Annotated in this window: 16 protein-coding genes, 2 tRNA genes and 1 pseudogene; 11 read left to right on the plus strand and 8 right to left on the minus strand. The window is 73.5% G+C overall.

What is annotated here, in order from left to right; genetic code table 11:
- Both GCU69_RS19625 and GCU69_RS19630 read left to right on the plus strand, forming a co-directional pair.
- Positions 1-442, plus strand: a pseudogene (locus tag GCU69_RS19625) (DNA primase); the annotation flags it as partial.
- Positions 443-801: 359 nt separating this feature from the next.
- A complete protein-coding gene (locus GCU69_RS19630) occupies positions 802-2,193 on the plus strand; it encodes an RNA polymerase sigma factor (protein WP_098751782.1) in 1,392 nt (463 codons plus the stop codon).
- A 121-nt stretch (positions 2,194-2,314) separates the two neighbouring features.
- On the opposite strand, the gene GCU69_RS19635 is transcribed toward GCU69_RS19630, so the two are convergent.
- From GCU69_RS19635 to GCU69_RS19650, 4 genes are all read right to left on the minus strand, one after another.
- Positions 2,315-4,438, minus strand: a complete 2,124-nt coding sequence (locus GCU69_RS19635; protein WP_156206760.1) for an ABC transporter ATP-binding protein — start codon at positions 4,436-4,438, stop codon at positions 2,315-2,317.
- Between the two features lie 59 nt (positions 4,439-4,497).
- Positions 4,498-6,231, minus strand: coding sequence for an ABC transporter ATP-binding protein (locus tag GCU69_RS19640; RefSeq protein WP_098751778.1), 1,734 nt, complete (start codon positions 6,229-6,231; stop codon positions 4,498-4,500).
- Between the two features lie 416 nt (positions 6,232-6,647).
- Complete coding sequence (locus GCU69_RS19645) at positions 6,648-8,099, minus strand: FGGY family carbohydrate kinase (RefSeq protein WP_098751777.1); 1,452 nt, start codon at positions 8,097-8,099, stop codon at positions 6,648-6,650.
- Between the two features lie 368 nt (positions 8,100-8,467).
- Entirely contained in the window at positions 8,468-8,767 is a 300-nt protein-coding gene (locus GCU69_RS19650) for a hypothetical protein (protein ID WP_098751776.1), read from the minus strand.
- Positions 8,768-8,926: 159 nt separating this feature from the next.
- On the opposite strand from GCU69_RS19650, the gene GCU69_RS19655 reads away from it, so the two are divergent.
- The 6 genes from GCU69_RS19655 to GCU69_RS19680 all read left to right on the plus strand — a co-directional run bounded on the left by GCU69_RS19655 (position 8,927) and on the right by GCU69_RS19680 (position 14,548).
- A tRNA-Asn gene (locus GCU69_RS19655) sits at positions 8,927-8,999 on the plus strand.
- 178 nt (positions 9,000-9,177) lie between these two features.
- A tRNA-Ile gene (locus GCU69_RS19660) sits at positions 9,178-9,251 on the plus strand.
- 531 nt (positions 9,252-9,782) lie between these two features.
- Complete coding sequence (locus tag GCU69_RS19665) at positions 9,783-10,148, plus strand: cupin domain-containing protein (protein ID WP_235978578.1); 366 nt, start codon at positions 9,783-9,785, stop codon at positions 10,146-10,148.
- Positions 10,149-10,162: 14 nt separating this feature from the next.
- A complete protein-coding gene (locus GCU69_RS19670) occupies positions 10,163-10,453 on the plus strand; it encodes a hypothetical protein (RefSeq protein WP_098752383.1) in 291 nt (96 codons plus the stop codon).
- A gap of 687 nt (positions 10,454-11,140) precedes the next feature.
- Positions 11,141-13,591, plus strand: coding sequence for an HAD-IC family P-type ATPase (locus GCU69_RS19675; protein WP_156206757.1), 2,451 nt, complete (start codon positions 11,141-11,143; stop codon positions 13,589-13,591).
- 306 nt (positions 13,592-13,897) lie between these two features.
- Positions 13,898-14,548: an endonuclease gene (locus tag GCU69_RS19680; protein WP_098752396.1), complete on the plus strand. Its 651-nt coding sequence runs from the start codon at positions 13,898-13,900 to the stop codon at positions 14,546-14,548.
- 388 nt (positions 14,549-14,936) lie between these two features.
- On the opposite strand, the gene GCU69_RS19685 is transcribed toward GCU69_RS19680, so the two are convergent.
- Positions 14,937-15,464 carry a hypothetical protein gene (locus tag GCU69_RS19685; RefSeq protein ID WP_098752385.1) on the minus strand — a complete coding sequence of 176 codons (528 nt, stop codon included), beginning with the start codon at positions 15,462-15,464 and terminating at the stop codon, positions 14,937-14,939.
- 165 nt (positions 15,465-15,629) lie between these two features.
- On the opposite strand from GCU69_RS19685, the gene GCU69_RS19690 reads away from it, so the two are divergent.
- Positions 15,630-16,517, plus strand: a complete 888-nt coding sequence (locus GCU69_RS19690) for a SigB/SigF/SigG family RNA polymerase sigma factor (RefSeq protein WP_156206762.1) — start codon at positions 15,630-15,632, stop codon at positions 16,515-16,517.
- A gap of 554 nt (positions 16,518-17,071) precedes the next feature.
- On the opposite strand, the gene GCU69_RS19695 is transcribed toward GCU69_RS19690, so the two are convergent.
- The 3 genes from GCU69_RS19695 to GCU69_RS19705 all read right to left on the minus strand — a co-directional run bounded on the left by GCU69_RS19695 (position 17,072) and on the right by GCU69_RS19705 (position 19,037).
- The gene (locus tag GCU69_RS19695; protein ID WP_098752387.1) at positions 17,072-17,242 is read right to left on the minus strand and encodes a DUF5670 family protein; all 171 of its coding nucleotides are present in this window, start codon (positions 17,240-17,242) and stop codon (positions 17,072-17,074) included.
- 93 nt (positions 17,243-17,335) lie between these two features.
- Positions 17,336-17,803, minus strand: coding sequence for a universal stress protein (locus GCU69_RS19700; protein ID WP_098752388.1), 468 nt, complete (start codon positions 17,801-17,803; stop codon positions 17,336-17,338).
- A 379-nt stretch (positions 17,804-18,182) separates the two neighbouring features.
- The gene (locus GCU69_RS19705) at positions 18,183-19,037 is read right to left on the minus strand and encodes an alpha/beta fold hydrolase (RefSeq protein WP_098752389.1); all 855 of its coding nucleotides are present in this window, start codon (positions 19,035-19,037) and stop codon (positions 18,183-18,185) included.
- Positions 19,038-19,331: 294 nt separating this feature from the next.
- Here GCU69_RS19705 and GCU69_RS19710 point away from each other — a divergent pair, with 294 nt between their 5' ends.
- Positions 19,332-20,318 carry an NADPH:quinone oxidoreductase family protein gene (locus GCU69_RS19710; protein ID WP_156206758.1) on the plus strand — a complete coding sequence of 329 codons (987 nt, stop codon included), beginning with the start codon at positions 19,332-19,334 and terminating at the stop codon, positions 20,316-20,318.
- A 64-nt stretch (positions 20,319-20,382) separates the two neighbouring features.
- Positions 20,383-21,118: ATP-binding protein (locus tag GCU69_RS19715; RefSeq protein ID WP_156206759.1), on the plus strand; the 736-nt coding region annotated here is incomplete at its 3' end.

Genomic DNA, 21,118 nt, shown 5'->3' on the forward strand with positions numbered 1-21,118 from the left:
CGAGCTGCTGAAACTCGCCCTCCAGCGGCCGGAGCTGGTCTCCCCGGTCTTCGACGCCTACGGCGAGGACGAGTTCACCGCCCCGCCCTACGCCGCGGTGCGCTCGGCCGTCACCGCGGCCGGCGGCACGGCCCCGGGCGACCCGGAGTATCTGGCGCGGGTCCGGGAGGCCGCGCCCGACGACACCGTGCGCACCCTGATCACGGAGCTGGCGGTGGAGCCGCTGCTGGTCCGCCGGGACCCGGACGAGATGTACGCGGGCATGCAGCTGGTCGCCGTACGGCTGGCGGCCGTGGACCGGCGGATCGGCGAGATCCAGGGCGCCATGCGCCGCTCCGAGGCCGGAGGCGGCGGCACGGACAGCGCACCGCTCCAGCAGGAGCTGTGGGTCCTGGAGCAGTACCGGCAGAACCTCCGGGCACGGGGCGCCGAGGCGCTCTGAGCGTTCCGCGCGGGTAACCGTCCGGATGCGCCGGGTCACTGCCCGGGGCAAAAACTGCGCGCAGACCCCTCGTGGCGGGCGTGTGTCGTACTCCACACTGGAGCGGTGCCCAGGGGGTGTCCGGTGGATCTCCGCGGGCCGAGGAGCGGGGTCCGGTGCGTGCGATCGCAAGGCTCCGGGATGCCCTTGTGGCGGAGAGCCGCCAGGCATTCCGGTAACGCCGCTGGGGAAACCCGGCGGTGGCCGGGGGAGCGCGTGCCGGGTACCGCGACGCCGCGGAGATCCGCCGGGCACCCCCTGAGTCCACGGAGCGCGGCGGGTCCGGCCGAGCGGCGCCGGAATCGCCCGCGGAACCGCTCATCCCGTACGGAACGGCCGGTGGCCCGGCCGCGGCCGTTCCGCTGTCGCACGCCGCCCCAGAACCGGCAGCGATCACCCTGGAGGTCGCCCCCGTGCAGACCCGGACCCTGACCGGCACGGCGGAAGCGGTACCGCCGCAGACACTTCCGCCGCACCATCCCGAGGCGTTGGCCGGGCGGCCCTCCGAGCCGCCCGGAGCCGCCGGCCCCGGGGAACTCCCGGACGAGGAACCGACAGAGGAACTCCCGGACGAGGGACCGACAGAGGAACTCCCGGACGGGGAACCGACACCGGACGCGGAACCGCCGGACGCGGAGGCGGAGGCACCGGCCGCGCACCCGCAGCCGCACCCGGACCCGGACGCGGACCCGGCGGCGGACGCGGACACGGACCCCGACGTCCTGCCCGGCGGGGCTCCCGAGCCTCCGCAGGCCGCCGAGGTCCTCACCGCACCGGCCGCCCCGCGGAACGACGGCAGCGGCCCCTCCTCCGACCTCTTCCGCCAGTATCTGCGCGAGATCGGGAGGATCCCGCTGCTGACGGCGGCCGAGGAGGTGGAGCTGGCCCGCCGGGTGGAGGCGGGGCTGTTCGCCGAGGAGAAACTCGGCCGGTTCCCCGACCTGGACTCGCAGCTCGCCGTCGACCTGGACCGCATCGTCGTACTCGGCCGGATGGCCAAGCGCCGGCTGATCGAGGCGAACCTGCGGCTGGTCGTCTCCGTCGCCAAGCGCTACGTCGGCCGCGGCCTGACCATGCTCGACCTGGTGCAGGAGGGCAACCTCGGGCTGATCCGCGCCGTCGAGAAGTTCGACTACGCCCGCGGCTACAAGTTCTCGACCTACGCGACCTGGTGGATCCGCCAGGCCATGTCCCGCGCCCTCGCCGACCAGGCCCGGACCATAAGAGTGCCGGTGCATGTCGTGGAGCTGATCAACCGCGTCGTGCGGGTGCAGCGCCGGATGCTCCAGGAACGCGGCTACGAACCCGCGGCCGAGGAGGTCGCTGCCGAACTCGACCTCACCGCGGAACGGGTCCGGGACGTGCTGCGCCTGGCCCAGGAGCCGGTGTCGCTGCACGCCCCCGTCGGCGAGGAGGACGACGTCGCCCTCGGCGACCTCATCGAGGACGGCGACGCCGCGTCCCCGGTGGAGTCCGCCGCGTTCCTGCTGCTGCGCCGTCATCTGGAGGCGGTGCTCTCCACGCTGGGCGAGCGCGAACGCAAGGTCGTGCAGCTGCGGTACGGCCTGGTGGACGGGCGGCCGCGGACCCTGGAGGAGATCGGCCGGATCTTCGGCGTGACCCGCGAACGGATACGCCAGATCGAGTCGAAGACCCTCAGCAAGCTCCGCGACCACGCCTTCGCCGACCAGCTGCGGGGCTATCTGGACTGACGGCTGCCCCCGGTGTCCCGGAGTCCCGGTGTCCCGTGGCTCCAGGCGACCGGGCGACCGGGGGACCGGCGGCCCCGGGGCGGCGCGCGGCCGCCCCGGGACGGGTTGCCGCCGACGCGGCTCAGTCCACCTCGACGACCGCCTCCGCGAACTGCGCCGAGTACAGCCGGGCGTAGGCGCCGTCCGCCGCCAGCAGCTGCTCGTGCGTGCCCTGTTCCACGATGGCCCCGGACTCCATCACCAGGATCACGTCGGCGTCGCGGATCGTGGACAGCCGGTGCGCGATGACGAAGCTGGTCCGGCCGTGGCTGAGGGTGGCCATGGCGCGCTGGATCAGCACCTCGGTCCGGGTGTCGACGGAGCTGGTCGCCTCGTCCAGCACCAGGATCACCGGGTCGGACAGGAACGCCCGGGCGATGGTGATCAGCTGCTTCTCGCCGGCGCTGACGCCGGTGCCCTCGTCGTCGATCACCGTGTCGTAGCCGTCCGGCAGGGTGCGGATGAACCGGTCGGCGTGCGCGGCCCGCGCCGCTTCCTCGACCTGCCGGCGCGACGCCACCGGACGCGGCGCGTCGCCCGCCTCGCGCAGGGCGCCGTCCGAGCCGCCGATCGCGTCCCGCTCCCCCCGGCTGCTCTTCGCCGGGCCCTTCTTCGCGGGGCCGGACTCCGCCGGGTCCTCCTTCGCGGGGCCGGACTCCGCCGGGTCCTCCTTCACGGAGCCGGACTTCGCCGGGTCCTCCTTCACGGGGCCGGACTCCGCCGGTCCCGCCTCCGCCGGGCCGCTCGCAGCCCCGTACGCGATGTTCTCCGCGATCGTGCCGCCGAACAGCCAGGTGTCCTGGAGCACCATGCCGATGTGGGACCGCAGTTCCTCGCGGGGCAGCCCGGCGATGTCCGCGCCGTCCAGCGTGATCCGCCCGCCGCTGACCTCGTAGAACCGCATCAGCAGATTGACCAGGGTCGTCTTGCCCGCGCCGGTCGGGCCGACGATCGCGACCGTCTGCCCGGGCTCGACCGTCAGCGACAGGTTTTCGATCAGCGGCTTCTCGGGCTCGTAGCGGAACGACACGCCCTCCAGCGCCACCCGGCCGCGGACCGGCGAAGTCCGTACGGCCGGCTCCGGGTCGGGATCCTGCTCCTCCGCGTCCAGCAGCTCGAAGACGCGCTCCGCCGAGGCGACCGTGGACTGCACCAGGTTCGCCATGCTCGCGACCTGCGTCAGCGGCTGGCTGAACTGCCGGGAGTACTGGATGAACGCCTGTACGTCGCCGATGGACAGCGAACCCGAGGCGACCCGCAGCCCGCCGATGACCGCGACCAGCACATAGTTGAGGTTGCCGATCAGCATCATCGAGGGCTGGATGACGCCGCTGATGAACTGGGCGCGGAAACCGGACCGGAACAGCGCCTCGTTGTGCTCGCGGAACGTGTCGGCCGACTCCTGGTGCCGTCCGAAGACCTTCACCAGGGCATGGCCGGTGTACATCTCCTCGATGTGCCCGTTCAGCTTGCCGGTGGTCTTCCACTGCGCCACGAACTGCGGCTGCGCCCGTTTGCCCACGGCCGTCGCGACCACGACCGACACCGGCACCGTGACCAGCGCGACCAGCGCCAGCAGCGGGGAGATCCAGAACATCATGGCGAGTACGCCGACGATGGTCAGCAGGGAGTTCACCACCTGCCCCATGGTCTGCTGGAGCGTCTGGCCGATGTTGTCGATGTCGTTGGTCGCCCGGCTCAGCACCTCACCGCGCGGCTGCCGGTCGAAGTAGGCGAGCGGCAGCCGGGACAGCTTGGCCTCGACGTCCTCCCGCAGCCGGTACACCGCGCGGTTGATGGCGAGCGCCGCCAGCCGGCCCTGGACGACGCCGAACACCCCCGAGGCCGCGTAGATCGCCAGCACCAGCAGCAGCACCGAGCCGACCGGGCCGAAGTCGATGCCCTGGCCGGGCGTGAACTCCATCGCGGCCAGCATGTCGGCGATGTCGCCGTCACCGGAGCTGCGGGCGTTCTCGACCGCCTCCTCCCTGCTGACTCCTTCCGGCAACTGCCGCCCGACGACCCCGGCGAAGATCAGGTCGGTGGCGTGGCCGAGGTATTTCGGGCCGAGCACGGACAGGGTGACGGTCGCGACGCCCGCGGCCAGCACCCCGTACAGCAGGGTCCGGTCGGGAGCCAGGCGGCGCAGCAGCCGCTTGCCGGAGCCCCGGAAGTCCATCGACCGCTCGACCGGACCGCCCATCATGCGCCCCGGGCCGGGCGGGGGCGGCGGGGGACGGCGTACCGCCGAAGTCTGCGGGGTGGTCACGCCGCCTCCTGTTCGGTGAGCTGGGAGAGCACGATCTCCCGGTAGGTCTCGTTGCCGTCCATCAGTTCGTGGTGCGTCCCGGAGCCGACGACGCGGCCCTCGTCGAGGACGAGGATGCGGTCGGCGTCCCGGATGGTGCTCACCCGCTGGGCGACGATCACGACGGTCGCCTCCGCGGTCTCCCGGGCCAGCGCCGCGCGCAGCGCCGCGTCCGTGGCGTAGTCGAGAGCGGAGAAGGAGTCGTCGAAGAGGTAGATCTCCGGCTGCCGTACGAGCACCCGGGCGATCGCGAGCCGCTGCCGCTGGCCGCCGGAGACGTTGCTGCCGCCCTGGGCGACCGGCGCGTCGAGCCCGCCCTCCATCCGCTCCACGAACTCCTTGGCCTGCGCGGTCTCCAGCGCGTGCCACAGCTCCTCGTCGGTCGCCTCCGGTTTGCCGTAACGCAGATTGGAGGCGACGGTCCCGGAGAAGAGGTACGGCTTCTGCGGGACCAGCCCCACGGTGCGGGCGAGCAGCGCCGGGTCGAGGTCCTTGACCGGCACCCCGTCGACGTACACCTCTCCGCCGGTGGGGTCGAACAGCCGCGGCACCAGACCGAGCAGTGTGCTCTTGCCGCTGCCGGTCGAGCCGATCACCGCGGTCGTCTCGCCGGGCCGGGCGGTCAGGTCGACGTCCTGGAGCACCATCGCCTCGGCGCCCGGATAGCGGAAGCAGGCGCCGCGCAGCTCCAGATGCCCGTGCCGGGGGAGCGCGCGCACGGGATCGGCGGGCGGCACGACGCTGGAGTCGGTGCGCAGCACCTCCTCGATGCGCTCCGCGCAGACCTCCGCGCGCGGGATCATCATGAACATGAAGGTGGCCATCATCACGGACATCAGGATCTGCAGCAGATAGGCGAGAAAGGCCGTCAGGGCGCCGATCTGCATGCCGCCGCTGTCGATGCGGTGCGCGCCGAACCACAGAACGGCCACGCCCGCGACGTTCACCACCGTCATCACCAGCGGGAACATCAGGGCCATCAGCCGCCCGGTGCTCAGCGAGACATCGGTCAGCTCGGCGTTGGCGTGGTGGAAGCGCCGCCGCTCGTAGTCGTCCCGGACGAAGGCGCGGATGACGCGGATGCCGGTGATCTGCTCGCGCAGCACGCGGTTCACCGTGTCCAGCCGCTCCTGCATGGAGCGGAACAGCGGCCGCAGCCTGCGCACGATGAGCAGCACCGCGACGGCGAGCACCGGCACGACCGCCAGCAGCAGCGAGGACAGCGGCACGTCCTGGCCGAGTGCCATCAGGATGCCGCCGAAGCACATGATCGGCGCGGTGACCATGAGGGTGCAGGTCATCAGCACCAGCATCTGGACCTGCTGGACGTCGTTGGTGGTCCGGGTGATCAGCGAGGGCGCGCCGAACCGGCCGACCTCCCGGGCGGAGAAGCTCTGCACCCGGTCGAACACGGAGGCCCGGATGTCCCGGCCGACGGCCATGGAGGTACGGGCCGCGAAGAACACCGCGCCGATCGTGCAGCCCGCCTGGACCAGGGTCACCGCGATCATGACGCCGCCGAGTTCCACGATGCGGCCGGTGTCGCCCTTCACGACTCCGTCGTCGATGATGTCGGCGTTCAGCGTCGGCAGATAGAGCGCGGCGAGCGTCTGGACGAGCTGGAGCAGCACCAGCAGGGCGAGGGGGCGTCTGTACGGGGGCAGATGGGAGCGCAGGAGTTTGATCAGCACGTGATGTCTTTCATCGGCTGGGAGTGCGGCGGGTCGGCGGATCGGTGATCACGGGAGAGGCCACCGTGTGATCGAAAGCTTGTGGCAATACTCCGGCAATCCGCGGGGGCCTTCGCCCAAGACCGGGAAAAGTTCCCGGGCTTACGCGCTACGCGTACAAGGCAACCCCTGCCGGCGGCTCGGTGTCCGGCGTGCCGGGCCACACTGCCGTGCGCGGCGGCGCGGGCGCGAACGGTTTTCCGGGCGCTCCCCGGCGGCCGCCGGGCCATTCCCCGAACCGGCTCGCCCCGTGACCGGACGGTCCGGACGGCCCGGGCGGCTTCGGCGGCTTCGCGGATTCTGCGGGTCGGGACGGATCAGCGCGGGTCGGCGCGGGTCAGGGCGGGGCCGCGCGGGTCAGGGCGGGGCCGCGCGGGTCAGACGGCGAAGGCTCCCGGGTGGGTCTGCTCGCGCACGGCGACGTACTGCTGCCGCACGGCCTGCCCCACCGGGCCCTCCTCGCCCGCGTCGAAGATCTGCGCCGCGGCGCCCTGCCAGCGCGGCGGCTCGTGCGCCGGCAGCTGTCCGTGCGCCGCGCCCAGCGCCCAGGCGGCCTGCCGGGCCGCGCCCAGCGCCGCGTAGTCCGCCGGTTCCGGCACGACGACCCGCGCGCCGAAGAGCGCCGGGGCCATCGCCTGCACGGCGGGCAGCCCGGCCGCGGCGCCCAGCAGGAACACCCGCTGCACGGAGACCCCGCGGCCGCGCAGCACGTCCAGCGCGTCCGCGAGCGCGCACAGCATGCCCTCGAACGCGGCCCGCGCCATGTGCTCCGGCTTCATGCTCTCCCGGCGCAGCCCGGTCAGCGTGCCCGCGGTGTGCGGCAGCGCCGGGGTCCGTTCGCCCTCGAGATAGGGGAGGAACACCAGGCCGTGGGAGCCGGGCGTGGACTTCAGGGCCAGCTGGGAGAGCCCTTCGAGGTCGGTGGACAGCAGGTCGGCGGCGCCGCGCAGGACCCGTACCGCGTTGGAGATGTGCACCACCGGCAGATGCATCCCGGTGGCGTCCGCGAACGACGTGATCGTCCCGGAGGGGTCGGCGAGCGCCTCGTGGTGCACCGCGAAGGCGGAGCCGGACGCGCCCAGCGACACCACCGCGTCACCCGTGCCGATGCCCAGCCCCAGCGAGGCCGCCATCGTCTCGCCGGTTCCGGCCGAGATCAGCAGCCCCTCGGGGGTGTAGCCGGCCGGCTCCGCGGGCCCGAGCACGTCCGGCAGCGCGACCTGGTGGCCGAGGGCCAGCTCGACCAGGTCCGGGCGGTACGCCCCGGTGGCCGCCGACCAGTAACCGGTGCCCGAGGCGCCGCCCCGGTCGGTCGTGCGGCGCGCGGGCCGGCCGAGCAGCTGCCAGACCAGCCAGTCGTGCGGCTGCATCAGCGCGGCGGTCCGGGCGGCGGCCTCCGGTTCGGTCCGCGCGAGCCAGCGCAGCTTGGCCACCGGCTGCGCGGCCTGCGGCACCGAGCCCACGGCCTGGGCCCACGCCGCCCGCCCGCCGAGCGCGTCGACGAGGTCGGCCGCGGCGGCCTGCGCGCGCTTGTCGTTGCCGAGCAGCGCGGGCCGTACGAGTTCACCGCCGGAGTCGAGCGCGAGCAGCCCGTTCTGCTGGGCGGAGACCCCGATCGCCTGGACCCCTTCGAGCACCCCGCCGGCGGCGGCCTCGCCGAGCGACATCAGCCAGGCCTGCGGATCCGTCTCGGTCGGCCTGCCGCCCTCCGTACCACCCTCGAACGGGTGCGCGGCATACCCCTGCCTGATCACGGCACCGCTGTCGCTGTCACAGACGACAATGCGCGTGTACTCGTACGAACTGTCCAGTCCGGCGACGATCCCCATGGGGTCAGATGATGCCCTATCGCCCGCCCGCCCCGACGCCGAGCGTCCTGGCCTGCCCCGGTGCCGGGTGCCCGGGCCCGCGCTGACGCGGAGGGTCCGCGCCTGCCTGGCCCCGGTGCCGGGGGGCCGGGTCCGCGCTGAGCGGAGGGTCCGCGCCTGCCTGGCCCCGGTGCCGGGGGTCCGGGCCCGCCCTGACGGGGAGAGTCCGGGCCCGCCTCGATGCCGAGCGTCCGGTGCCAGCCAGTCCCGACGCCGAGCGTCCTGGGCCAGCCCGTCCCGGCGCCGAGCGTCCGCTCCTGCGACGCCGAGCGCCCGCCCGGGCACTGGGCCCGGGCGGGCGCTCGGCGTCGGGGCGTCCCCGGCGCGGGTCAGGTGTTGCTCGTGCCCCAGTCGTCCTCCGCGGTGCCGCGCTGGTCGCGCAGTGACCGGACGCGCTCGGTCACGGAGCCGGGAAGCCGGTCGCCGAACCTCGTGTCGACCGTGTCCGCGGCCTTGGACGCGGCCTGGCGGCCGCTCTGCGCCGCGGTCTCGGCGGCGTTGCGGACCGCCGGGTTCTGGGCGACCTGCCGTGCGGTCTTCAGAAGCTGCTCGTAGCGCTCGCGCCCGGCCCGCGAGCCGAGGACGTAACCGACGGCCAGTCCGGTGATGAACGTGAGCCGGTACCGCATGGCGTTCCTCCTTGTCTGCGGTGCGTACTGGCCGCCTGCCCCGGGACCGGGCGGTGATGCTTTACCGATTTCGGAGCACGGCCTGTCATGCGCTAATGTATTGCTCGCAGCGAGGGAACGCCCCCGGGGAGACCGGACCGGCGGGACCGAGCAGAGCAGTCCCCTGTAGCTCAATCGGCAGAGCAGCCGGCTGTTAACCGGCAGGTTACTGGTTCGAATCCAGTCGGGGGAGCAGCGGAGAAGGGCCCCCTTCCGGGGGCCTTTTGCTTTGCTCCGTACGGCGGCGGACGGATGCGGCGACCATGATCGTGTGCATGCCTCGGACGTCCGCGGCCCGTACGGGCGGCAGATCCTATGAGCGGCTATGCTGCGGCAGACGGCGCGCACACTTGTGCGCGGCACGCCGTGACGGGGCGGTAGCTCAGCCGGTTAGAGCAGCGGACTCATAATCCGTCGGTCGTGGGTTCGAGTCCCACCCGCCCCACCCAGCGAGCCCGGCGAAGAATCGTTGTGAGCTGTGGGGACGCCGGGTGCGGGGGCACTCCGCGTTCGGTGGGCGCCTCACGGAGACGGGCGGCGCGGGTCTTCCCGTGCGTGACGGGCCCCGGGCGTCCCCGTCCCCCCGGGTATCCGTGCCGGACCCCGGGCGTCCCCGTATCCGTCCGTGCCGGACCCCGGGCGTCTCCGCGTCCGTGCCGGGCCTTGAGCGTCCCCGCATGCGGGTGGTGGACCTCGGGCGACCGTGATCGTCGGCCCATGAGCCTTTCCGCGCGGGCCGGTGGATCCGAGGGGTCGTTCCGGCCTGTCCGCTCGGGAGCCGGCGGACCGCGGCCGGTGCGCACGGAGCTTGCGCCGCGCGCACGAGTTCGGCAACCGCTGGGCCGCCGTTCGAGTGGCGCGGGGCCGCGTACGGAGAGACCCTGGAGCAGAGGGGCCGGACCACCGTGTCGTGGAGCGGAGCCCCGTGAACGGTGGCTGGGCCGGAGCACGCGACCGCGGATGGAGATGGCCCGCCGTGACCCTGGAAACGAAGACGATCGACAAGCCGGATGACCGCCGGGACTTCCCCCGTGGCCATCTCGAAACGCTGCACCTGACCGGACTGGACTTCGCCGTGGCCGTCTTCGAGCCCGGCTGGCGGTGGTCGGAGTCGGTCGGGCCGATAGCCGGGACCGACAGCTGCCAGGTCCACCACAACGGGTTCGTCGTGCAGGGGCGCATGCGCCTGCGGATGGACGACGGTGCCGAGGGCGAGGTCGGAGCCGGGGACGTCTTCGTCTGTTCGCCGGGGCACGATGCCTGGGTCGTCGGTGACGAACAGGTCGTCGTGTACGACTTCGCCGGCGGTATGGCCTCGGAGTACGCGAAACCGAACGGCTGAGGAGGCTGATCCGGATGACGTTCGTCCAGATCATCGACTACGAGACGACCCGTGAGCCGGAGATGGAAGCGGTCTTCGACGAGTGGGAGAAGGCGACCGAGGGGAAGCGGACCGTGACCCGGGAGATCCACAGTCAGGACCGCGAGAACCCGCGCCACTACGTCGACGTCGTGGAGTTCCCGTCGTACGAAGCGGCGATGCGGAACAACGACCTGCCCGACACCCAGCGGCTCGCCGGCAAGTTCCGTGAGCTGTGCACCCGTGAGCCGAAGTTCACGAACCTGGAGGTGGTGCAGGAGCTGTGAAGCACGCGAGGTGAGTCCGAGCGCGGCGGCCCGGTGGCGGTGACCGCCGCGTCGTGGGGCGCGGAGGGCGGCGCCGCGGGCGCCGGGCCGCCCGTACGGCAGTGCGCCCGTACGGCAGTACGCCAGTACCGACGGGTCGCGCCGCCGAGCCGCGCCCGCCGTCGTTCCGCGTTCTTCCCGTCCCTTCGCGTTCTTGCCGTCGCCCGGCGCGGGCCTCCGCTCCCCGCCGGGCCCCCGGCGGTGTCCCTGCCGGCCCGGATCCCGCGTCCCGCTCCTCACCGCACCGTCGTGACGCCGTGACGCCGTGACGCCGTGACGCCGCACCGTCGTGCACCACCGTGACGCCGCACCACCGTGATGCAGTGATGCCGTGACGCCGCACCGCCATGAGGCCGCACCGCCTTGACGCTGTCCGCCGGGCTCCGTTGTCCGGCGGACAGCGCTGTCCGGCCGGGCGCGGCTGCCCGGCCGGCGTCGAGCCGCTGCCCGTCCGCCGCCACGGTCCTGTGCCGCGGGGACCCGCCGGGGTCGCCCCCGAGGAACTTCGGGGTCCGGCTCTGCCCATGGGTGGATGGTGCCGCGCCGCCCCCACGCCGTACGTTGCTACGCGGAAGCGGCAACGGCCGGGGGCACGACCGCCCCCGCGGCAGACCGTCGGCGCCGCCAGAACGCGGAGGACACACGCACATGACTGAACGGCTGGATACCGCCGACGGGCCCGTGGGGAGTCCCGCCCCGGCGGAGGCCGTGGCCGTGGCCCCGGACGACCGCCCCCCGGAGCGGGGAGCCGGACTCTCGGCGGCGGAGGTCGCCGCCCGGGTCGAGGCGGGGCAGGTCAACGACGTACCGAGCCGGTCCAGCCGCAGCCTCGGGGAGATCGTCCGGGCCAACCTGTTCACCCGGATCAACGCGATCATCGGCGTCCTGTTCGTGATCATCATGATCGTGGGCCCGGTCCAGGACGGGCTGTTCGGCGGCGTCATCCTGGCGAACACCGTCATCGGCATCATCCAGGAGCTGCGGGCCAAGCGGACGCTGGACCAGCTGGCGATCGTGGGCGAGACCCGGCCCTCGGTGTGGCGCGACGGGCGGCTCGCCGAGATCGCGCCGTCCGAGGTCGTCATCGACGACATCATCGAGATCGGCCCCGGCGACAAGATCGTCGTCGACGGCCGGACCGTGGCCTCCGACAATCTGGAGGTCGACGAGTCGCTGCTCACCGGCGAGGCCGACCCGGTCGTCAAGGAACCGGGCGACCCGGTGATGTCCGGCAGCTTCGTCGTCGCGGGCACCGGCGCGTTCGCCACCACCCGGGTCGGCCGTGACGCCTACGCCGCCCAGCTCGCCGAGGAGGCCAAGCGCTTCACGCTGGTGGACTCCGAACTGCGGCAGGGCATCAGCACCATCCTCAAGTACGTCACATACGTGATCATCCCGGCCGGCATCGCGCTGATCATCAGCCAGTTCATGATCAACGACGGGGATCTGCCCGAGGCGGTGCGCCGCATGGTGGGCGGCCTGGTGCCGATGGTCCCCGAGGGCCTGGTGCTGCTGACCTCCATCGCCTTCGCCGTCGGCGTCGTACGGCTGGGCCAGAAGCAGTGCCTGGTCCAGGAACTGCCCGCGATCGAGGGGCTGGCCCGGGTCGACACCGTCTGCCTGGACAAGACCGGCACCCTCACCCAGGCCGCGATGGACGTCGAGGAGGTCCGCGCGGTCGAGGACGGTGTGCCGCTCGAGGACGTCCTCGGCGCGCTCGGCACCGCCGACGAGCGGCCCAACGCCTCCCTCCAGGCCGTCATCGACCGTTTCCCCGCCCCCGACGGCTGGACGGTGCGCGCCGGCGCCCCCTTCTCCTCCGCCCGCAAGTGGAGCGGCGCCACCCTCACCGACGCCTCCGGCACCACCGCCACCTGGCTGCTCGGCGCCCCCGACGTCCTGCTGCCGGCCGGGCACCCCGTGCTCGCCGACGCCGACTCCTACGGCTCCCGCGGGCTGCGGGTGCTGCTCCTCGCCCGGACCGGCGATGACCTGGACACGCTGCTCGCCGACCCGGGGCGGGCGTCCGGTTCGGCCACCGCCGCCGCCCTCGTCGTGATCAAGCAGCGCATCCGGCCGGAGGCGCACGAAACGCTCCGCTACTTCGCCGACCAGGGCGTCGACTCCAAGGTCATCTCCGGCGACAACGCCCTCTCCGTCGGTGCCGTCGCGCGCGGGCTCGACCTGCCCGGGGCCGAACACCCCGTGGACGCGCGGTCACTGCCGCAGGAGAAGGAGGAACTGGCCGACGCCGTCGAGGCCAACTCCGTCTTCGGCCGGGTCGGGCCGCAGCAGAAGCGCGACATGGTCGGGGCCCTCCAGTCGCGTGGCCACACCGTCGCCATGACCGGCGACGGCGTCAACGACGTGCTGGCCCTCAAGGACGCCGACATCGCCGTGGCCATGGGCTCCGGCAGCCCCGCGTCCCGGGGCGTGGCGCAGATCGTGCTGCTCAACAACAGCTTCTCCTCGCTGCCGTCCGTCGTCGCCGAGGGCCGGCGCGTCATCGGCAACATCGAACGCGTCGCCAACCTCTTCCTCACCAAGACCGTCTACGGCGCGCTGCTCGCGGTCGTCGTCGTCCTCGCCCAGGTGCCCTACCCCTTCCTGCCGCGCCATCTGACGCTCATCGGTTCGCTGACGATCGGCATCCCCGCGTTCTTCCTGGCGCTCGCGCCCAACGCGGAACGGGCGAAGTCCGACTTCGTCGGCCGGGTGCTGCGCTTCGCCGTCCCGGCGGGCGCACTCGCGGCGGCCGCCACCATCGGTTCGTACTTCATGGCCCGCGCGGTCTACGACGGTGATCTGGAGGCGGAGACCTCCATCGCCTGTCTGACGCTGTTCCTGGTCGCACTCTGGGCGCTGGCGGTCATCGCCCGGCCCTACACCTGGTGGCGGGTGCTGCTGGTGGCCGGGATGGGCCTGGCGTTCGTGACCGTGCTGGCGGTGCCGTTCCTCCAGGAGTTCTTCCAGATCGAGCTGGTCGGCGTGCAGGCACCGTGGACCGCGGTCGCCGTCGCCGCCGCGGCCGGCGCGGCGCTGGAGATCATCTGGAGCGTGCTGCGCCGGCGGGCCCGGCAGGAGGAGGCGGCTGCCTGACCGGCCCGGGGGAGCCGGGGCGGGACCGGACGGAGCCGGAACGGAGCCTGATGGAGCCGGATGGAACCGCCCGGAGCCGGGTGGAGCCGATGGAGCCGGACAGGGCCGGGTGGAGCCGGACGGAGCCGGGGGACCGGGCGGGGCGGGTGCCCGGCCCGCGCCCCCGGTCCGGTTCCGTCCACGAGCCCTGCGCCGAACGGGGGAGCACCCGGTTGGCGCGCCGGACGGCGGGCACCCGTGCCGGGCCGGAGGCGACGGCGCCTCCGCGGCCCGAAGCCCGCCCGACCCGGAGTGGTGATCTCCCGCATGAGCAGCAAGAACGAGACGTTGGCGCGGGCCCTGCTCGACGAGCTGGGGCGCACGTACGCGGCCGAGGCCGGGATCCGGCTGAAGGACTCGCCGCAGCCGCTCTACCAACTCCTGGTGCTGTCGGTGCTGCTGTCCGCGCGGATCCGGGCCGACATCGCGGTGGCCGCCGCCCGCGCGCTCTTCGACGCCGGGATGAAGGACGCCCGGCACATGGCGGACGCGACCTGGCAGCAGCGCGTCGACGCGCTGGGCGAGGGTGGCTACCGGCGCTACGACGAACGCACCTCGACCCAGTTGGGCAAGGGCGCGGAACTGATGCTGGAGAAGTACCGGGGCGACCTGCGGCGGCTGCGGGACGACGCGGACGGTACGGAGCGGGAGAAGGCGCTGCTGCGGGAGGTCCCCGGCATCGGCCCGACCGGCGCCGACATCTTCCTGCGGGAGGCGCAGGGCGTCTGGCCGGAGTGCCGCCCCTATCTCGACGCGAAGGCGCTGGCGGGGGCCGAGCGGGTCGGGCTGCCGAGTTCGCCGTCGGCGCTCGCGAAGCTGGTGGAGGAGAAGGACCTGCCGCGGCTGGCTGCGGCGCTGGTCCGGGTGGCGCTCGACAAGAAGGCCGCGGACCGGGTGCGGGAGACGGCGGCCGGGTGAGAGCGCCCGGCCGCTCATCGCCGGCGGGGCGTGGGCGAACGGCGGGACGCGGACGTACGTGAACGGCGGGACGTACGTGAACGGTCGGATGTACGCGGGACGGCCGGGCGTACGCGAATACGGTGGGGCGTACGCGAACGGCGGGACGTACGGGAACAATGGGATGTACGGGAACAGCGGGGCGTACGCGGGCGGACGAGGCGTACGCGGGACGGCGAGGCCTGCGCGGGACGGCGAGACGTACGTGAAACGGCGGAGAACTCCTTCCTCACCCGGTGGGCGGGACGGAAGAAGTTCTCCGCCGCAGGGGCGGGGGACCGGCGGGACGCCCGGCGCGCGGCCCGGACGGTGTCCGGTGCGGTGGCCGGGGATCCGGCGACCGCACGGGTCAGGAGCCCAGTCGCCCACCGGTCAACCGGGCGAGCGGCCCGCGGCGGCGTGCCGCGCGGCGGCGCACGAGGGCCACGGAGGTGCCGGCCACCGCGAGGGCGCCCGCGCCTGCCGCGCCCGCGGCGACCGCCTTGCGGGCCTTGACGGCGACCCACGCCGTACCGGCCACCGCGGCGGCCTTCTTCGGCGCCGCCGCCACGGTGCGGCCGGTGGCCGTCGCCTTGTCGGCGGTGACATGCGCGGTCTTGGCGGCGGCGCCCTGGAGGGTGCCGCGGGCGGACGTGAACTTCCCGCTGCCGTTGCGCGCTGTGCTCTCCGCGGTGTTCCCGGCGGCGCGGCCGTTCCCGGCCGTGCTGTCCGCCGTGCCCTTGGCGGACTTGGCCGCGGAGGTGCCCGTGGAGGTGCCCGTGGAGGTGCCCGGCGTCTCGGACGACGTGCTCTTGGCCCGTTCCGCCGTGCTCCGCGCGGACTTGGCGGCCGTGCCGTCATTGCGGTTCTGTGTGCGTACGTTCTTCTTCTCAGCCATGCACGCCGCTTAACCGCTGCCCCTGGCAGCAAACACGGACTGTCGTCGGTGCTCTCTGAGCTGTATGCACTTCCCCGGCATCAACAATTTTGCCTAGGCGTGTGTAGCGCAGAGTGGCATGGGTAGGCGCCTCTCCGTCCCCGAAGGAGACGCATGGAGGTCACTATGGACACCACGGCAGGTACGACTGTGACAGCCGTCTCGCCGACCGAGGCCCAGGCCGATACGGCGGTGAACGTTGGGGATATGCCGTGGATCGAAGATCCCACTCAGGTTGCTCCGCAGGACGCACGGGAGCTGTCGAAGGTGTTCTTCGACCGCCTCGCGGAGCTCGAAGAGGGCACCCACGAATACCAGTACGCCCGGAACAGCCTCATCGAGCTGAACCTCTCCCTCGTCCGGTTCGCCGCGCGCCGGTTCCGCAACCGCTCGGACGAGATGGAGGACATCGTCCAGGTCGGCACGATCGGACTCATCAAGGCGATCGACCGGTTCGACCTGACCCGCTCGGTGGAGTTCACCACCTTCGCCGTGCCGTACATCGTCGGTGAGATCAAGCGTTTCTTCCGGGACACCAGCTGGTCGGTCCACGTCCCGCGCAGGCTGCAGGAGCTGCGCATCGACCTGGCCAAGGCCAACGACGTCCTGTCGCAGCGGCTGGACCGCGCGCCGACGCCGGAGGAACTGGCCGAGCACCTGGGGCTCACCGCGGAGGAGGTCCTCGAGGGGATCGTCGCGAGCAACGGCTACGCCGCCGGCTCGCTGGACATCCCCGTGGACGACGGCGCCGAGAACGGCCGGGCGAGCACCCTCGCCGATCTCATGGGCGACATCGACCCGGGCATCGAGACGGTGGAGAATCTGCACGCCCTCAAGCCGCTGGTGGAAAAGCTCGGCGAGCGCGACCGGACCATTCTCCAGATGCGTTTCGGCGCGGAGATGACGCAATCCGAGATCGGCGCGGAACTGGGTATTTCCCAGATGCATGTGTCGCGGTTGCTGTCCCGCATGCTGAAGGAACTCCGCGCGGGAATGCTGCCGGACCAGGTCTGAGCGTTTCCCTGCTCCTGCCCGGCGTTCGCGGGTCGTGCCCGTGTACGAGCCCGTGCCCCGTGCCCGAGTCCGAGCCCGTGTCCGTGTTCGGCCGGGGCCCCGTCGGGTCCCGGCCGTCGAGTCCGGCCGGGCCGAGGGGCGACGGGGACGACGGGCCGACCGTCGACGGGCGGGACGAGGGACGAGACGGGAAGCAGCCGGCATGCGGCACCACCCTCGGGTGTGCCGCATGCCGGCTCTCCGGCGTGGTGGCATCCGCGCATCGGACGCGGTCCCGATGTGATGCGGTGACGCCACTCCGGAGCCGGAGACGCGGCGAACGGAGGACCGGACCTTCCGGAAGGACGGCAGGCCGGGAAAGCGGGACCGACCGGGAAAGCGAGACGGACCGGGAAGACCTGACGGACCGGGAAGACCTGACGGACCGGAAAGCGAGACCGATCGGGGAAAGCGCGGACCGGGAAGACGTGACGGACCGAGGGGGCGCGGCCNCGCGCCCCCTCGGTCTTCCGGCGTCGGGCTGTGCTGTTTGCGTGCCCGCTCCCGGCGGGCTGCTACCAGCGGTACCAGCGGCCCCGTTTCCCGCCCGCGCCGGCCGGGCGGACGAAGAAGCCGACGAGCCAGAGAACCAGCACGATCACCGCGATGTACCACAGTGCTTTCAGGGCGAATCCCGCGCCGAAAAGAATGAGCGCGAGGAGCAGTACGAGAAGAACCGGACCCATGGTTATCAACCTCCAGTCCGCCTTTTGCCCCTGATTTCCGTGAACACGCGGGTGTTCTCCGGCGAGGGCGTCCGGCCGGGAGGAATCCGCCGGCTACTTCGCCTCGGGCGCCCGCACGATCACGAGGGGGCACGGCGCGTGGTGCGAGAGGTGCTGGCTCACCGATCCGAGCAGCGCGCCCTTGAAACCGCCCAGCCCCCGGCTGCCGACGACGAGCAGCGAGGCTCCCTCGGCTGCCTCCAGCAACACCCGGACGGGGCTGCCGGGCTGGGTGAGGGCGCGGATCCGTACCTGCGGCTCGGGGCCCACGGTCTCGTCGATCGTGGTGAGCAGGGTGAGCTGCGCGGAACCCTCGATGGTCTCGTCCGTCGCGGCCGTCGGCGGCGTCAGCCCGGCCCAGGCGACATGGCCGGGCCACTCCCAGGACATGATGGCGTCGACCCGGGCGCCGGTCAGCCGCGCCTGTGCGACGGCCCAGCGCAGGGCCTCCCGGGAGGGTTCGGAACCGTCGACCCCCACCACGATCCGGTTGCCGTCACCGCCATTGTCGGTCGGGTCCATGACTGCCATCTCCCTGGGGTTGTCGGGTGAGAAGTTACGTCCTTAATGATCCCGTTGTATCCGCTATCGGGCCATCTGTACCGGGCCGGGCGGACGCTGTCCGGGTGCCCGGGGCGGGCGGTGGCGGGCCCCGGCGGGCTGCCCGGGCGGGCCGGCGCGCGGGACCGCGGGTCCATGGGCGGAGCCGGGGTCCGTACGGGACGGGCGCCCGGCCCCTAAGTCCCGTGGAGTGTCCGGCTCAGTGGCCGGCCGGCTCCGCGCGGGGCCCGGCTGTCCGGGCGGCGCCGGTGTCCCGCGCCCCCCGGTCCCGGCGGACGGCACCGGCCCGCCGGAAGCCCGGTGATTCCTGGGTTACCGCGTGCGGCGCCGTCACACCTCGTCAGTTCTCGGAGAAGAAGTCCACGATCGCTGCGGCGAAGCCCGGATCCCCCACGGCCGCCACGTGGTCGCCGGGCACCGTCAGCAGCCGGGCGTCCGGCAGCGCGTCCACCAGCACCGAGGGCCGCACGGCCAGCGGGTCCTCGTCCCCGGCGAGCACCAGCACCGGGACCCGCACGTCGGCGAGCGGCATCGTCCCCTGGTGCACGGCGGCGGCGTGGGCGGCGAGCGCCGCGCGGTCCGCGCCGACCGCGTCGGCCAGCGCCCGGAAGCCGGCCGCCTCCGGGCCGACCGCGGACGGGTCCTCCGCGGTGAGCGCGGCGACGATGCCCTCCGGGGGCACGGCGCGGGTGTCGAGCCCGCCCATCTCCACGATCCCGGCACCCACGCCGCCCGCCACCAGCCGGGTTATCCGGTCGTCGGCGGCCGCGGCGAGCAGGGAGACCACGGCGCCCATCGAATACCCGGCGAGCCGCACGTGCTCCGCGCCCAGCTCGTCGAGGAGCGCGCTCAGGTCGCGGGCCATGGCCGGCTCGCCGTAACGCGCGGAGTCGTGCGGCTTCCCGGAGCGGCCGTGCCCCCGGGCGTCGATGCCGACGACCCGGTGGCCGCGGGCGGTCAGCGCGCCGACGATCCCGGGGGCGGACCAGTTGGTGAAGGTGTCCGCGACGAAGCCGTGGTGCAGCACCACGGGCGGCCCGGCCGGCTCCGTACCGGCGGGCTCGGCTTCGTACACGTGATAGCGGATCACCGTGCCGTCGAAGGAGGTGAACGCGTGGGTGGCCGCTCGGGGAAGGTCCTCCGCGGCGGGCCGGGGCCCGCCGACGGAAGGGGTCTGCGGGGTCTGCTGCGTCATGAGGTGTCCCGTCCGGTCGTGGCGGGGGCGGGCCGCGCGGCCCGTTCCGCCCGGCCGCCGCCGGGCCCGCCCGGTCCGTGTCCGGGCCGACGGTAACGGCGCAGTTCACGGGGCGGCGACGGCGGGGGCGCGGCTTGTGGGACGGCACAGCCCGTGGCCGTACGTCCTGGGAGCCAGCCCCGATCTTCCGGGCGGACGTGGACCGCGGGCGGTGCGCGTGGTGTCGTAGCGGCTCCGACCCGGCCTCGGGACCTTCCTCGCGGGCCCGGTCCGAGCCGTCGACGAGGAGGGCCCTTGCGCGCCTGGCAGGTTCACGAACCGGGGGAGCCGGTCGACGTGCTGAGACTGGAGCGTGTCGCCGACCCCGCGCCCGGGCCCGGCCGGATCACGGTCCGGGTGCTCGCCGCCGCGGTGAGCTTCCCCGACGTCCTGCTGTGCCGCGGGCTCTACCAGATCAAGCCGGCGATGCCCTTCACCCCCGGGCTGGAGGTCTGCGGAGAGGTCCTGGAGACCGGGGAGGACGTCACCTGGCCGGCCGTGGGCGACCGGGTGGTGGGCCTGTCCGCGCTGCCGCACGGCGGGTTCGCGGAGCACACCGTCATGGAGGCCCGCTCGGCGCTGCCCGCCCCGGAGGCGCTGGACGACCCGGCCGCCGCGGCCTTCTACATCAGCTACCAGACGGGCTGGTTCGGGCTGCACCGGCGGGCCCGGCTGCGGGCGGGGGAGACCCTGCTCGTGCACGCGGCGGCGGGGGGCGTCGGCAGCGCGGCCGTGCAGCTGGGGAAGGCGGCCGGGGCGACGGTGATCGGTGTCGCGGGCGGCCCCGACAAGGTCAAGATCGCCCGTGGGCTTGGCGCCGACGTGGTCGTCGACCGGCACCGGGAGGACTTCACCGAGGTCGTGGCCGAGGTGACCGCCGGGCGCGGCGCGGACGTCGTCTACGACCCGGTGGGCGGCACCGCCTTCAGCGGGTCCGCGCGCTGCATGGCCTTCGAGGGCCGTCTCGTCGTCGTGGGCTTCGCCAGCGGTGTCGTGCCCCGGCCCAGCCTCAGCGGGGCGCTGATCGACAACTACACCATTCACGGCCTGCACTGGGGCCTGTACGCCCGGCGCGACCGGCCCGGTATCCGCCGCGCCCACGAGGAGCTGACCGCACTCGCGGCACGCGGCGCCGTCAGCCCGCTGGTCGGCGAGCGGCTGCGGCTGGCCGACGTCGCCGACGGCCTCCAGCGGCTCGTGGACGGGACGGCGGGCGGACGGGCGGTGATGCTGCCGGACTGAGCCGGGCCGGTGTACGCGCGCAAGTCGGTTGGCACGGGGGGGATCCACACGAGGGAGTTCCTTGATGAGACCGGTGGACGTGACGCGGGACAACGGCCGGACGGCCCCCAAGGCCGTAGATCCGCGGCCGCTGCACGGGCGGCGGGCCGAACTCCGGGCCCTCGCCGAGCTGCTGGAGGGGGCGGCGCGCGACGGTACGGGCGGCGCGTTGCTGATCCTGGGCGAACGCGGGCTCGGGCGCAGCGCACTGCTCGAACGGGCCGCGGCGCACGCGGCGGGCGCGACGGTGCTCCGCACCAGGGCCGTCGAGGCGGAGCGGACCATTCCGTACAGCGGGCTGCACGCGCTGCTCGTACCGGGGGCCGCAGGACCGCGTCCGGGGGCCGGACGGCTCGCGCCGCTGGCGGAGGCGCTGGCGCTGCTGGGGCCGGAGCCGGTTCCGGAGGGCCGCGCCGCGGGGCCGGAACCGGGCCCGGTGAACCGCGGCGCGGGACGGGCCGCGGCGGTACGAGGAGCCAGGGCCGGCGCGTGCGGCACCTGCGGCGGCACGGCCCCGCCGGGCTCCGCCGGTGCGCCGGGAGCGGACGCCGGGCGCCGGGCGGGAGACCCGTCCAGCGGTCCGAAGGGACCGAAGGCGGCCGAGAGTTCCCTCAGTCCCCACAGCTCCGTCAGCTCCGTCAGTTCCAACGGTCTCAAGGGGCTCGATGGCCTCAAGGGGCTCGACGGCCTCAACGGTGCCGGCCGTCCGGGCGCGGCGGGCAGTGCGCGGGCGGACGGGACGCGGGCGGACGGGCCGCGCC

It is taken from the genome of Streptomyces lycii (genome assembly GCF_009735685.1).
Lineage (GTDB): Bacteria > Actinomycetota > Actinomycetes > Streptomycetales > Streptomycetaceae > Streptomyces > Streptomyces lycii.